This is a genomic window from Spiroplasma endosymbiont of Dactylopius coccus, from assembly GCF_977110965.1.
This window is the reverse complement of sequence record NZ_OZ373019.1, coordinates 1463934-1478747: the sequence shown is the minus strand read 5'-3', so window position 1 is coordinate 1478747 and position 14814 is coordinate 1463934. Positions and strand designations below refer to the sequence as shown.

Annotated in this window: 17 protein-coding genes; 9 read left to right on the top strand and 8 right to left on the bottom strand. The window is 25.7% G+C overall.

The features are described 5' to 3' along the window. Positions 1-51 precede the first annotated feature (51 nt). The 9 genes from ACXUB0_RS09250 to ACXUB0_RS09210 all read left to right on the top strand — a co-directional run bounded on the left by ACXUB0_RS09250 (position 52) and on the right by ACXUB0_RS09210 (position 10211). Positions 52-1359: a BMP family ABC transporter substrate-binding protein gene (locus tag ACXUB0_RS09250; protein WP_458258471.1), complete on the top strand. Its 1308-nt coding sequence runs from the start codon at positions 52-54 to the stop codon at positions 1357-1359. A gap of 17 nt (positions 1360-1376) precedes the next feature. Further along, positions 1377-2957: an ABC transporter ATP-binding protein gene (locus ACXUB0_RS09245; RefSeq protein ID WP_458258470.1), complete on the top strand. Its 1581-nt coding sequence runs from the start codon at positions 1377-1379 to the stop codon at positions 2955-2957. Continuing rightward, a complete protein-coding gene (locus ACXUB0_RS09240) occupies positions 2950-5250 on the top strand; it encodes an ABC transporter permease subunit (protein ID WP_458258469.1) in 2301 nt (766 codons plus the stop codon). The genes ACXUB0_RS09245 and ACXUB0_RS09240 overlap by 8 nt, the downstream gene beginning before the upstream one ends. Continuing rightward, entirely contained in the window at positions 5250-6170 is a 921-nt protein-coding gene (locus ACXUB0_RS09235; RefSeq protein WP_458258468.1) for an ABC transporter permease, read from the top strand. The genes ACXUB0_RS09240 and ACXUB0_RS09235 overlap by 1 nt, the downstream gene beginning before the upstream one ends. A 304-nt stretch (positions 6171-6474) precedes the next feature. Continuing rightward, positions 6475-7305, top strand: a complete 831-nt coding sequence (locus tag ACXUB0_RS09230) for a hypothetical protein (RefSeq protein ID WP_458258467.1) — start codon at positions 6475-6477, stop codon at positions 7303-7305. Between the two features lie 223 nt (positions 7306-7528). Further along, the gene (locus tag ACXUB0_RS09225) at positions 7529-8245 is read left to right on the top strand and encodes a hypothetical protein (RefSeq protein WP_458258466.1); all 717 of its coding nucleotides are present in this window, start codon (positions 7529-7531) and stop codon (positions 8243-8245) included. Positions 8246-8397: 152 nt separating this feature from the next. Beyond that, positions 8398-8835, top strand: a complete 438-nt coding sequence (locus tag ACXUB0_RS09220) for a glycerophosphodiester phosphodiesterase family protein (RefSeq protein WP_458258465.1) — start codon at positions 8398-8400, stop codon at positions 8833-8835. A 29-nt stretch (positions 8836-8864) separates the two neighbouring features. After that, positions 8865-9068, top strand: coding sequence for a hypothetical protein (locus ACXUB0_RS09215; protein WP_458258464.1), 204 nt, complete (start codon positions 8865-8867; stop codon positions 9066-9068). A 22-nt stretch (positions 9069-9090) separates the two neighbouring features. Beyond that, positions 9091-10211 (top strand): IS3 family transposase gene (locus tag ACXUB0_RS09210; protein ID WP_458257546.1). Its coding sequence is split into 2 segments (ribosomal slippage): positions 9091-9367 and positions 9367-10211, totalling 1122 coding nucleotides; the frame shifts between segments, so codons are not numbered across the junction. Between the two features lie 129 nt (positions 10212-10340). Here ACXUB0_RS09210 and ACXUB0_RS09205 read toward each other — a convergent pair. The 8 genes from ACXUB0_RS09205 to ACXUB0_RS09170 all read right to left on the bottom strand — a co-directional run bounded on the left by ACXUB0_RS09205 (position 10341) and on the right by ACXUB0_RS09170 (position 14725). After that, positions 10341-11264 carry a hypothetical protein gene (locus ACXUB0_RS09205; protein WP_458257601.1) on the bottom strand — a complete coding sequence of 308 codons (924 nt, stop codon included), beginning with the start codon at positions 11262-11264 and terminating at the stop codon, positions 10341-10343. An 11-nt stretch (positions 11265-11275) separates the two neighbouring features. Next, a complete protein-coding gene (locus tag ACXUB0_RS09200) occupies positions 11276-12334 on the bottom strand; it encodes a hypothetical protein (RefSeq protein ID WP_458257600.1) in 1059 nt (352 codons plus the stop codon). A 2-nt stretch (positions 12335-12336) separates the two neighbouring features. Further along, positions 12337-12528, bottom strand: coding sequence for a hypothetical protein (locus tag ACXUB0_RS09195; RefSeq protein ID WP_458257599.1), 192 nt, complete (start codon positions 12526-12528; stop codon positions 12337-12339). Positions 12529-12743: 215 nt separating this feature from the next. Next, complete coding sequence (locus ACXUB0_RS09190; protein WP_458257598.1) at positions 12744-13136, bottom strand: hypothetical protein; 393 nt, start codon at positions 13134-13136, stop codon at positions 12744-12746. A gap of 11 nt (positions 13137-13147) precedes the next feature. Further along, the gene (locus ACXUB0_RS09185; RefSeq protein ID WP_174480864.1) at positions 13148-13402 is read right to left on the bottom strand and encodes a hypothetical protein; all 255 of its coding nucleotides are present in this window, start codon (positions 13400-13402) and stop codon (positions 13148-13150) included. A gap of 22 nt (positions 13403-13424) precedes the next feature. After that, positions 13425-13631 carry a hypothetical protein gene (locus ACXUB0_RS09180; RefSeq protein ID WP_174480363.1) on the bottom strand — a complete coding sequence of 69 codons (207 nt, stop codon included), beginning with the start codon at positions 13629-13631 and terminating at the stop codon, positions 13425-13427. A gap of 1 nt (position 13632) precedes the next feature. Further along, positions 13633-13866 carry a hypothetical protein gene (locus ACXUB0_RS09175; RefSeq protein WP_458257597.1) on the bottom strand — a complete coding sequence of 78 codons (234 nt, stop codon included), beginning with the start codon at positions 13864-13866 and terminating at the stop codon, positions 13633-13635. 1 nt (position 13867) lies between these two features. Then, positions 13868-14725, bottom strand: a complete 858-nt coding sequence (locus ACXUB0_RS09170) for a hypothetical protein (RefSeq protein ID WP_458258090.1) — start codon at positions 14723-14725, stop codon at positions 13868-13870. Positions 14726-14814: the final 89 nt, after the last annotated feature.

The following is a 14814-nucleotide window of genomic DNA, read 5'->3' as shown; positions in this document are numbered from 1 at the left end:
ATATTTTTTTATATAAATATTTATATATAATTGTAGGAGGAATATAATAGTATGCGTAAAATTTTTACTGTATTTAGTGCAATATCATTGTCAGTAATAATGATATTACCAATCATTGCTTGCAATAGTCAGTTTAATGATCCAAATATTTATCGAATAACTGTTGTAACTGATGGACATACTATTAATGATGCTTCTTTTAATGAATCATCATATAATGCTGCCCTCAAGTTTAAACAAGAGTTTAATGATTGAACACATAGTGATTATGTTGATCCTCAATATAAAAATAAAAGAGTTGAGGTTTCTTGAGATAATCCCCAATTAACTAATACTGATGATTTAATGACATCATATAATAAAGCCGTTTTCATAAACAGTAAAGTAATTATTGCTTCAGGATTTTTACATCATAATGCTTTGGTTAAAGCACAAAATACTATTTTAAAACATAAAGTGAAATTTATTTTTATTGATGGTGATACTCCAAATAAAGAAGTACCAAAATCTAATAAACAATTGGCTGGTTTACTTTACAAAGCAGAACAATCAGGCTTTTTAGCCGGATTAGCAGGGGCAATATGGTTAACTGCTCATGCTAATCAATATGGTGGACTTGATAATTTAAAAATGTCAACCTATGGTGGACTTGATATTCCAGCAGTTACTAATTATATGTATGGTTATTATTGAGCCATACAGTTTTTTAATAATAAATTTAAAAATAAAGAAGATGAAGAAAAATTAATATCATGAGTTAAAATTTTAAATTCAGATTTTAAAGAATCATTACCAAATATTAAATTTATAACTTCAGGTACTCAATTTAGTGGTGATTTTACTCAAGGTTCAAAAGGTTCACAAGCAATTAATGATGATCTTGCTCGACAAAAAACTAATATTATTTTTCCAGTAGCAGGACCACAAACCGAAGATACTTTATCATCATTAAAAAAATCTGGTCAAGGTAAAATTATTGGTGTTGATACAGATCAACAACTTCAATACCCACAATCTGCAGATAGGTTTATTACTTCTGCAGAAAAAGATTTAATTAGTTCAATTAAACTTATGCTCTGAAAATCAGTTGGTAAAACTGATCAGAATCCAGATCATCTAACTGATCCAACTGCCGATCAAACATTTATTGATGATGCACCATACAGAGGTGGGCCTAATTTTACTGGAATAACACCAAATAAAGCAATTAAAGATGGTGATAAAGATATTTATACACCATTAATGACAGAAACTACTAATTGATTAGATAAAATTTCTGCTGGATGACAAAAAATACTCAATTTAAAAGATCATTATTGAATTAATGGTATTAAAAAAGAATATGATCCATTTAAATAACTAAGAGGGGTGATAAAATGCAAGTAAATATTGAAAAACAGAACTTACAATATGCTGTTGAAATGGAAGGTATTACTAAAGTTTTTTTAGATACTATTATTGCTAACAATAATATTTCTATTAAAATTAAAAAAGGAGAAATTCACGCTTTGGTTGGCGAGAATGGTGCAGGTAAATCGACACTAATGTCAATCTTATTTGGACTATATCAACCAACAAAAGGTATTATTAAAATTAATGGTAAAGAAGTAGTAATATCAGGACCAATTAGAGCAGGCGAATTAGGTATTGGAATGGTACATCAACATTTTAAATTAGTTGATAACTTCACTATTTTACAAAATATTATTTTAGGTAGTGAGCCAGTTCATAAATGACAGTGAATTAATTATAAAAAAGCTAAATCTAAAATTTTAGAAATTTCAAAAAAATATAAATTAGACATTAAACTTAATTTAAAAATTGAGAATGCTAGTGTTGGTATGCAACAACGTGTTGAAATTTTAAAAGTTCTTTATCGTGGTGCTAGTATTATTGTACTTGATGAACCAACCGCGGTTTTAACACCACAAGAAATTACTAGTTTATTAACAATTATTGAAGAACTTAAACGTGATGGTAAAACTATTATTTTTATTAGTCATAAATTAGAAGAGGTTAAACAAGTTGCTGATAATGTTACAGTAATTCGTTTAGGTAAAGTTATTGAAACTTTTGAATCTAAGAGTAAAACTAAAGAAGAAATTGCTACTTTGATGGTTGGTAGAGATTTAGTTGATATTAGAAATCAAGGTAATGTTGTATTAGGGCCAGTATTATTAAAAATTGATAATTTATTTGTTCATAAAATTGGTAATAGGAAATCAATAATGGGTCTTTCTGATTTTAGTTTAGAAGTTAAGTCACGAGAAATTGTGGCTATTGCTGGTATTGAGGGTAATGGTCAAACTGAATTAATTTCAGCAATTACTGGTTTGATTAAGCCAGAAAAAGGTGATATTTTTTTTGGTAATAAGAATATGAAACACAGTTCAATTCGAAGTTTATATAAAAGTGGTTTAAGTCATATTCCTGAAGATCGTCATAAATATGGACTTGTTTTAGATTATAATGTTATTGATAATATGGTTTTACAAAATATTAGCGAATATCCTTTTTCTAAGCATGGTTTGATTCGCAGTAAAGCTATTCAATCTTATGCACAAAATATTATTAATAATTATGATGTTCGTGGTAGTAAAAGTGGTTTTGCTTTAGTTAGAGGTTTGTCAGGTGGTAATCAACAAAAAGCGGTTGTTGGTAGAGAATTAACAAGAAAACATAAAATTTTAGTTGTTGCTCAGCCAACACGTGGCTTGGATATTGGTGCTATTGAATATATTCATAGTCGTATTCTTGATGAAAAAAATGAAGGTAATGCAGTATTATTAATTTCTTATGAATTATCAGAAGTTATGTCATTAGCAGATCGAATTGTTGTTTTACATGCTGGTAAAATTACTGGTAATGTTAGTGCTAAAAATGTTACTCGTGAACAATTAGGATTAATGATGGTGGGACAAAAAATGTTAATGGAAGGAAATGAAGATAATGTTTAAACAAAAAACATGATTTTTAAAACGACGAAGTCGTTTATATCTTGGTTCAAAAGAAATGAATAGTAGTCTTACTAAATTTAAGGGTTCAATTTTTGCCATTATTTTTGGATTAATTATTGCTTGTTTTGTTATAATTGGTTCAGGTCAAAATGCTTTTACTTATTTTCAGTTGTTATTAACATATGCTTTTACAAGTTGGCCAGCTAATAATTGAGATAATACTTTAGTTTGATGAGCAATTTATATTGTAGCAGGATTAGCACTAGTTATTTCTTTCCGCTCAGGAATGTTTAATATTGGAGTTGCGGGTCAAATGTTAGCAGCAGGAGCTGTTGTTATCGCAATTGGTGTCCGTTATGACTTATCACAACCATTAGCTATAATTAGCGCGCTTTTTGCTGGAGTATTAGCAGCAATATTGGTGGCGTTGGTAACAGTGTTATTAAAAGTTTTTTTTAATGTTCATGAGGTTGTTACTTCTATTTTATTAAATTGAACAATTTGATATTTAGTAAAATGACTATTTAAAATCAATAAAGATTTATATGATGCTGATCATGGAACATCAGCAACTATTCATGATAGTATGAGTATGAGTATTAATGGTTATAATTGTATACTACCATTATTAATTTCTATTATTTTAATAATAACAGTTTGATTCTTATTGAAAAAAACAACTTTAGGTTATAAAATTCGAACAGTAGGTTTAAATCCATTTGCTGCGGTTTATAGCGGTATTAATCATAAACATTATTGCATAACATCATTTGTTATTTCAGGAGCATTAGCAGGAGTAATGGCTGTTATTTATTACATTGCCAAAAATCCTTCAATTAGTTTTTTAACTGATGATTTACCAACTCTTGGTTTTGATAGTATAGCTGTTGCCTTAGTTGGCCAAATTAATCCAATAGGTGTTGTGGGTTCTGCTTTTCTTTGAGGCTTAATTAAGAGTGGTGGTTCAATTGGTTCAGTATTAACATTACCAACAGCAACTGGTGATATTATTTTTGGTGTTATTATTTATTCAGCTGCTTGTGCAGTTTTATTATCTCGTTTACAGCCAATTAAATTTTTAATTCGTTATTTAAATATAGCCTTTGATGGAGAAAAACGAAAAGTTACAAATAGTTTTATTGCCAAGATGTACTATCATTTTATTGAAAATTTTAAAATAAAGAGACAATATAATAAGTTAAAATCAGATTTAATTAAAGAAAAAAATAATAAAATTAATCACTTAAAGACAGAATATAATAAATCATTATCAGATTATGAGTCAAAAGTTAAAAATTTAAAACAAAATCTTTCACAAGAAATTAATAAATTGAAACAAGAATTAAGTGTTCAATTAAAGTCATTAAAAAATGAATTAGTTAAAACTAATGATAAAAAATTAAAAGAACAATTAATTTTAAAAAAATGTCAACTTCAAATTACTTATAAAATTGAAACTAAGGAATTAATTAAAAAATATAAAATTGATAAAGAACAATTAAAAGGAAAATATAATAAAATACTATGAGATGATAAGTCAGTAGTTAAAAATTTAAAACAAAATTTTTCACAAGAAATTAATAAAGTTAATAGTGATATCAACTTACAGTTACAAGCAGTTATTAATAATAAAAATGATAAAGTTGGTGTGAATTGAGCACAATTTTTCCAAGAAAATAAAGCTTTAAATCATTATATATATAAACAATATAATGCAATTTGAAAAAAAGGTAAAATTGGTAATTGAAATAATTTTCAACAAGAAATAAAAACGATTTATGGTGAAAGTTTAAATATGTATATTAATGAAAAAATGAAATATGAAAATAATGTTTATAACTATAAGCAAGATTTAATTCGTGAAATAGTATTATTAAAAAAACAAAAAGCAATATTAGATAAGTCAAGAGTAAAAGACTTAAAATTAAATCTTTATCGAGAAATTAATAAATTGAAACAAGAATTAAGTGATGAATTAAAGTTATTAAAAAATCAAACAGTTAAAACTGACGATAAAAAAATAAAAAAACAATTAATTTTAGCAAAACATCAACTTCAAACTAATTATAAAAATAATGTTAAAGACTTAATTAAAAATTATAAAATTGACAAACAGCAATTAAAAAGTCAAATTATCCCAATTAATAGTAATATTAATATATTAACTAAACAATTTACTAAAAAAGCGGAAATTGAAAAGACAACTTTTATTAATAAATTTACTGATATATTTAAAAATGAACAACAAGCAATTATGAAAATAAAAACTGAAAGAGCAGGAGGAAAAAATTAATGGAAGCACTCAAAATAATTCTTGAACATTCTAGTTTAATTTTTGTTGTTTTAGTACTTGGTGCATTATCTGGATTAATTTCAGAACGTGCTGGTGTTGTTAATATTGGTATTGAAGGAATGATGACAATTGGTGCTCTTGCTTTTTCTTCATTTGGAAAAAATATAGGTGTTAATTGAGGTAATTGATCACAAATTGTTGCTTTATTAGTAGCTGGATTAGTGGGAATGGGATTTGCTTGTTTCCATGCTTTTGCATCAGTTACTTTAAAATCTGATCAAATTATTTCTGGCGTTGCAATTAATATTTTAGCAGCAGCAATTGCAGTTTTTGTTGTTCAGTTACCAGGGAATAATGGTTTTATTTCATTAACAAATATTTATCAATTACCAAAAATTGGTAATAATGAATTTTTTAATTTATATTTATTTTTAGCAATTATAGTTTTAGTAAGTATTGCTATTATTCTAAAATATACTAAATGAGGATTACATCATGTTGCGACTGGTGAAAATCCCAATGCGGTTGATGCTGCAGGAATTAATGTTATTAAACAACGATATGTTGCTGTATTATTATCTGGTTTTTTAGCAGGAATTGCTGGTGGTATTTTTCCAATGTATGCTAGTCAAACTTTTCGTGGGACAGTTAGTGGAAATGGTTTTATTGCTTTAGCTATTTTAATTTTTGGACAATGAAGAGTACCATTGATTACAATTGGTGCTGCCTTATTTGCTATTGTTGAAACAACAGGTGCCAGAATTACGTTTTTACCAAATATTCCTCAATGAATATCAAGTAATTCTGATATATGGAATATATTGCCTTTTGTAACATCTTTATTAGTTTTAGTGTTTACATCAAAATGAAGTAAAACACCAAAAGCATTGGGTATTGCTTTCAATAAATCTAAACGATAAAATTATTTATTAATAATTTTAATGATGAATTAATTTTGAAATTAAATTTTACTTTTTTAGTAATATTTTCTAAGATTTAATTAAAAATATAATAAAATAAAAAATTTTATGGGTATTTTATACTATAAAATTTTTTATTTTATTAAGAATTTGAAAAAAATTGCAATAATACAGTTTTATTTATCAAAAAAAATAAATATAATTTTTGATAGATAGAAAAAATGTGGTAAAAGTTTAAATTAAATTTAATTAATTATGTTTATAGGAGGAGCAAAGCATATGGATAATGAAAGTATAGTTATTAATGTACTATTTATTTCAAAAAAATAAAGAAAAAAGACAAGAATATAAGCAAAGACCTGAAGTGAAAGTAAGGAGGAGAGAATATGATAAAAAAAGATATCAGCTTATTAAAGAAAAACAGCGAGAGTATAGTAAACTATGATATTGACGCAATAAAGAAAGGCAACGAGAATATAAACAAATACCTGAAGTAAAAGCAATAAAACGAGAATATGATAAAAAAAGATATCAGCTTATTAAAGAAAAACAGCGAGAGTATAGTAAACTATGATATTGACGCAATAAAGAAAGGCAACGAGAATATAAACAAATACCTGAAGTAAAAGCAATAAAACGAGAATATGATAAAAAAAGATATCAACGCAATAAAGAAAAAAAGCAAGAACAAATAGAATTGCAATCTGGTTATGTTTTTAGTTCAAAACAAAATTTTGAATTAAGCAATTTTAATTGTGATGATATGTGTAGTGAACAAATAAAAAATATTGCATGAGATGTTTTAGAATTACAACTTTATTCAGAAACACAAGAAACAGAATTAGATAAGTTATTAGAGGAAGCAGAATTTGAATATATCGCTAATAAAGAACAAAGTTTGGGACTAAGTAGTGAAAATTTGTTATCTAATTTAATTTATGATAATGTTTGTGGTGAACAAATTGTAAAAGATGTATCAAATAATTTAGAATTATGTCAATCTGGTGAACAATTATTAGTTAATAAAAAAATCTCACAACAAAATTTTAATTGAAATAGTAATATTATACTTACAAGTAATTTAAACAGTGATAATTGTGATTATAATTTGGCAACTGGTTTTATTTTTAATTAATTTTAATTGTTAATAATATTTTTTTAAGTTTAAATTAAAAATTTTTGATTTTAAAAAAATAGTAATTAAGAGTAAAAAAAATGAAAATGAAAATATTATAGATTTTGTCATAATATATTTTTATTTTTAATTAAATATTAAAAAAACATTTAAAATTGGTAAACCTAATTCATATATTTATTAATATAAAAATTTAATTAATTATATTTAGAAGGGGAAAATCATGAATAATGGAAATATAGTTATTAATGAATTTTATTTATTTCAAAAGAATAAAGAAAAAAAGAAAGAATATACTCAAAGGTCTGAAGTAAAGGTAAGAAGGAGAAAATATGATCGAGAGTGATATCATAAAAATAAAGAAAAAAAAGAGAATATGCTCAAATGCCTGAAATGAAAGAAAAAAAGACAATATGCTCAAAGGCCAAAAGTGAAGGCAAGAAGGAAAGAATATAAGAAAATAAGACAGCAACTTAATAAACAAGAAAAGGAAAAACAAAGAGAATTGCAATCTGATTATGTTTTTAGTTCAAAACAAAATTTTGATTTAAGCAATTTTAATTGTGATGATATGTGTAGTGAACAAATAAAAAATATTGCATGAGATGTTTTAGAATCACAACTTTATTCAGAAACACAAGAAACAGAATTAGATAAGTTATTAGAGAAAATAGAATTTGAATATATGGCTAATGAAGAACAAAGTTCTGTACTAAGTAGTGAAAATTTATCATCTAATTTAATTTTTGATGGTATGTGTGATGAACAAATTATAAAAGATATATCAAATAATTTAGAATTAGATCAATCTATTGAACAATTGTTACTTAGTGAAAAAATAGCAGAACAAAACTTTGAATGAAATAATAGTATTCTATGTGCAAGTAATTTAGATAATGATATTTATGATTATAATTCAGTAACGAGATTTATTCCTTAATTAAATATTAATTTTAATTGTTAATTTTTACTTAAACTTAAAAAAATAAAATTTTATAGTTGAATTTCTGGGAAACACAAAGTACTTTTTTAATTACAAAACAAGTCTAGTGTAAAATAATTAGGTATAGGAATATTGGGGGTGTTTATTTTATGGCATTATTAGTGGCACATCGTGGATTTCGTTCTACAGAAGGTGAAAATCGAATCATTGATTTCCAAAATGCTTTGAAAATTTGCCAAGCAGTAGAGTTTGATATTCGATTAACAAAAGATAATAAAGTAATTATTTTTCATGATGATACATTTGAAAGAATTGCCAATAATAAAAGTGAGGTTAGTAGTTTATTATATGAAGAAATTATTAATTTGGAATTTTTTAAAAATAATAAAGAATGAATTCCACCATTATTTAATGATTTTATTGAAAAATTAAGTAAAAATTATCAAATGATTAATGTTGAAATTAAAGAAGAAATTAATCGTAAATATACCCCAAATCAATTAATGGTTATTTTTTCAGAAATTAAAAAATTAGAAAAAAAAGTAAAGCTGAAATTATTGTTTCTTCATTTAATCACCAGTTATTAAACGAAATTGTTAAAAGAATTAAATATCCTATGAAAAAAGGTTATTTATTTGAAAATAAAAATGATTTTAGTGAAAGGTATATTAAAAACTTTGATTATTTGCATCCTTCAATTTCCGTAGTTTTAGATTTTGAAATGATTAGTAAGTTAAAAAAATTAAAAAAACCGTTAAATATATGATGGATGGGTTACACTTTATTGGACACTAATTACGTAGACAAGTGAACAAATTAGTGAAAAGAAAGGAAGTATAATTATGGCCAATATTAACTCATATTCAGATGAATTTAAAAAACAAATAGTAGCTTTATATCAAAGCGGTAAGTCAGTGTCTTGTCTTGCTAAAGAGTACAATGTTACAAGAGCAGCTACTTATAATTGAATTAAGCAATTTACTAATTCAGGTAGTTTTAAAACTAAAGATAATCGTTCTGTTGAAGAAAATGAATTAATTAAATTAAGAAAAGAATTAAAACAATTAAGAATGGAAAATGATATTTTAAAGCAAGCAGCACTAATAATAGGCAGAAATTAGAAATTATTGCTAAAAATAAAGTTAAATATAAAATTCGCACAATGTGTCGTTTTTTGAAAATATCTAAATCAACATATTATTTTAACTTAAAGAAAAAAGAAAATAAAATCAAAAATAATATGTATGATGAAGCTATTATTAGTGCTTTTAAAGAAAATAAAGAAGTTTATGGTACTAGAAGATTAAAAAAAATTTTAGAAAACCAAGAAATTTATTTATCACGCAGAAAAATTAAAGAAATTATGAATAAGCATAATTTAATATCAAAATACACTAAATTATCATTCAAAAATCATCATAATAAAGTCAATAATAGTCAAATAACCAATCTTGTTAATAGAAACTTTAATAATAGGGTTAAAAATGAAGTTATTGTTAGTGATTTAACTTACGTTCAAGTTAATGGTAAATGAAACTATATTTGCCTATTAATAGACCTATTTAACCGCGAAATTATTGGACATAGTGTTGGAGTTAAAAAAGATGCATTACTAGTATATCAAGCATTTATGCAATCAAATCGCTGTTTAAAAGATATCCAAATATTTCATAGTGATCGAGGTAATGAATTTAACAATAAAATTATTAATAATCTTTTATTAGCATTCAATATTACTCGATCTTTAAGCAAAAAAGGTTGTCCTTATGATAATGCTGTTGCTGAAGCAACTTTTAAAACTTTCAAAACTGAATTTATTAATGATAAAAATTTTACATCATTAATCCAATTAAAATTAGAATTATTTGATTATATCAATTGATACAACAACATAAGAATCCACAGCACTTTAAACTACTTAACTCCTATCAAATATCAAGAACAAGTGTCTACCAAAAAATAGTCCTAAAAAGTGTTGCCATTCCAAGTATATAGGGGCTTTGCCCCTAGTTGCTTCGCAACTCACCCCAGTGGCGTAAACGCCACGGCCAACCAACCAAGGTTCTGGTTGGCTCCGACCAATAATATAGGTTTACTCTATTTTAACATCTTTCTTATTTTTCTTAGAATATTTATTTCTATAATAACAAGTACGGCATACAGTATTTTCAGTTTCTTTCTTTTCAGTTTGTAATATATTATCCAACTTATCTAATCCTACTGCTCTAATATCATCAACAGTAAAATCTAATGCTTGTGATTGTTCATAGTCTTTAACAATACTTAATTCACTCTTTAACGAATGAATATAATTTAAAGCACGACTATTATATCTTTGTAAATAAGACCTAGGAAATCATAAACTAAAAGTCATAGTTTCACCACTATAACTAGGTGGTAATCCACCACGTTTAATTATTCGCTTTGTTTGTCTTTTAGATAATACAACTTTATTATAATCATCAACATTAGTATAAATATTTAGTTTAAACTTAACTAAAAATAACAAAATACGCATTCTTTTAACTTGAACAATATATTCCACTTTTTCACGTGCTTGCTTTGGTATTCTATCGGGGTGTTGCTCAATCATATACATAATTCCATTAAAATTATGACCTATTAACTTACAAAACATTCCTAAACTTTCTTGTGTTTCTTTAAATTCGGGTGATAAATCATTACTATTAATTTTCAAACCTAACTCATCTAAAACAACCATATCACACTCTTTAAAAGCATAATTACTATTTAATTGATTAAATTTAAAAACATCATCATAAGAACAACGATAACTATATTCATTACGAACTTTAATAGGAATAGGACTTACTACTCTACCTTTATGTTTTTGTGCTAAACAACAAGCAAGAGCGGATTTACCAGTACGTGGTGGTGCTGAAATAATATAACTACCTACACGTTGTAATATCTTTATATTTTTTCTAGTTATTAAAAATGGATAAAGTATTATTAATAATATAACTCCTAAAAGTAAATAACCATATCAAGGCATTATTTCAACTCCTAACCAACTAAAAATCCTACTGCTTTTAAAAACACTCATAAAGTTAAAACTTGCTCTAAACCACTAGTAAAATCAACATTTAAAACAGAACTAATAGTATCATCAAAAATACGTCTTAATAATCCGTCAAGTTTAGTAAAAAATTCTCTTAAAGGTTCAACTGGTAAAACTTTACCAACAACTCCATAAAGTACTCATCTAAAAGCATTACGTAAATGACCAAAAACATCATATCAACTTGGTCTTTCATATTCAGGATTAAAAGGACTATTTGGTGGCACTGGAGTTATATTTTCACTTGAAAAAATATTAACTTGACCAAAAAAAACATCTGGTGAAAAAGTTGGTCTAATTGATTGACCATGAATATCAAAAAATACTGTTAAATGTCTTAAATTTGGAACACGAATAGGCATAGTAACAAAATTATATAAATCTTGCTGATAAATATCATTATCAACTTTACCTTTAAAAACATATTTTGTATCACCAACATTATCTAAAAAACTAAAAGTAAAATGAGCAGAGAAAGTTTTAAAATCATGATAAGAAAAATAAAACATAAAACCTTGAATATAAAAACTTAAAGGTTTATCAATTTCAAAATTTAACTGTGTTTGAAAATTTATAATACTTTTACCAGTATTAAGAAAACCTAAATAATTAACATTATCATTTGAAACATAATTATGATTAAACATAATACGTGAAAAGTCATCTAATTGTTTTCTATTAAAAGTATAAACACCAGTTCCCATCCTTACCACTTGTGGTAAAACACCAACTGTATCACTAAAATAACGACATGTATAAATACCCTCACCATTTCCAATAAATTCACCACTTACTAATTTTAAATCTGGTTGGTCAATGTCAAAATAAGCAGAATTTCATGGTATTGTTGCTCAATCATCAAAATTATGATATTTAACATGTTTAACCATTTCTTTTGTAATATCATAATTAACAACATTAGGGTCATTTGAAGCAATTAAACTAGTTGGTGCTTGAACAGAAGTATTTACAACAAAAAATAATTTAGCAAACTTAAATCACATAATTATTTACCAAATAAACATTTTAAAATTCACCATGAACCATAAAACAAAATAAATCCAATAAAAAACTGTGTACCATAAACTACTAAATTTCATAAAATAGTAGTAAATTGGTCAACTGGACTACCTATAAACATAGTTCAATAATCAACTATACATTGATGTATTTTATTGTAAATTTCTAAAACACTCATAATTAACACCTACCCAAACAATGACCTAAAAACAAATTTAATACTACGATAAATAAAATTAAAAAATACACCTAATACCAACCAAAAAGTCAAATTAAACAAAATATAAACTTCATCAGTAATATTTGGTTGATTTAAAAATATTTGAATATCTTTACTAGAAAATATAAAAATAAAATGCAATATACTAACTACAAAATTAGACATAATAACACCTACTTAATATACTTAGGATTATAATAATGTTGTTCATATCCACTAGTACGAGCAACAGCAGTACCTTTTTGTTTATAAGAATAAGTACCACCTTTATAACGTTGAACTGGTTTTACACCAGATTCTCCATTACGATAAGCATTTGCAATATCTTTACCAGCACCACCACCAATAGCAACAGCAGATTTACCAATAAATTTAACACCATAACCTAAACCTAATGTTGGTAACATTAATTCGGGTAAAATAACCCTAAATGCAAATCTAAGCAAAATCAAAAATATCATTAACGTACCTAAATTAAAACCTAAATCACCAAGTGGAAAACTAAAAAACTTCATAAAAATTGAAGCAAATAATTGCATAACAGTTGTAATAAAAGGTATAAACATAATTTCACATCCTAATGTCTTGTAAATCTAAATAATCCTAAAATTAAATAAAATACAAAACTAACATTTATTAAAGCAAGAATAGGCAAAGGTAAAGTGTATAAACTATCATAAAAGAACGACTTAATAAAAAGTGTCACAGTATGTAATCCAGCAAAAGAACTTAAATACTGCATATAAATAGTTTGCACCAAAGTATTAACAACTGGTAAAAGTCTACCCAATAAAGGTAAAACAAAAACCAAACTAAAAAATAACTTTACCATTTGCTTACTTCCTTTCTAATTACTAATGTGTTCCATGGATAATATGACCAACAAACTGCTTAATAAATACAAGAACCATAAATACAATTGAAATTAACACTGGTCAATTTGTAAGTGTTCCACCATCGCCAGTAGTAAATACTCAACCAAAAATATAAGTAAAAGCATTTAATAATTGTTGGCCAACACCACCAATCATATTTAATAATGCTGATAATCCAGCAGGCATATTAATCACCCCCTTTCTCTAATTCTTTTTGTTGTTTTTCCATTTCTAATTTACGTTTCTTCTTTTCAAAATCTTTACGACAAAAAATACAATCTGGGTCATTTTCTTTTTCCTTTACATGTTTTTTATGTTTGAATTTCTGTATACACTCATGTATTCAATTACGACAAAATCAAAGTATAAGGCAAAACCCACCAATATATAAAGCATATTTAACAATCTCCTTAAAATCCATTTTAAACACCACCTAACGTATAAGCATAAGAATAATCCCAATTTAAACTTGCTCTATCTAAATTAATCTCCGACATATTATCATCATTTAAATCAACATCAACCATACTGTCATTTGTACTTTGATAATCATTAACACTAGCATTAATTAATCTTGCTCTTTCATCAGTAAATACTTCTTGTAATTCTGTATTATTATGTGTATTTCTTAACGGTAACAATAAAATATTTATAATCTCACTTGCACCGGCAATAATCGTAGGAATAGCAAAATAATTATTAAAATTATTATTAATACCCATAGCAACACCACTACTAATCAAACAACCACCAGTACCCGTATTCGCTATTTTACGTATAATTTCAAATCTATTAGGTATTAATTCAGTTAAACCACTAATAACATTTGCTATACCAAAACTATTTAAAGATATATAAGTATCTCAGTCTACAAAAGGTTTATTAACTATTGGACTAGGTGTTGGTATTGGGGTAGGAATTGGTGGTGGTGTAGGACAAGGTGGTCAAAAACATGGTTCATCTCTTAATAAAAAAACCGACTTATCTACATAATTAACAAACTTAGCATAATTAACTAAACCAATTGTTCCTAATCCTAAAAATATCTTTTTATAACTATTAATAACTTTATTTTTAGTAGTTGGTCTTTGATTAATATTTCATATATCAATTGCCAACTTCTTACTAAATAACAAAGAATTAATAGAACCTAAAATTGGGTCTTTTAAATATTGACCATAATAAGCACTAACTCCTACCATAGCACTTAATGGACTTAATCCAGTTCTTAAAATTTTAGTTAAAGTATAATTACTAGTTTGTTCTAACTCATTAGGCATGTTTACTGTCTCCTCTATTTTTCACTTAATCTTTTTAAAATCTCTTGCAAATGCTTATCTTCCCTAGCATCTCTAAACGCTTTATCAAT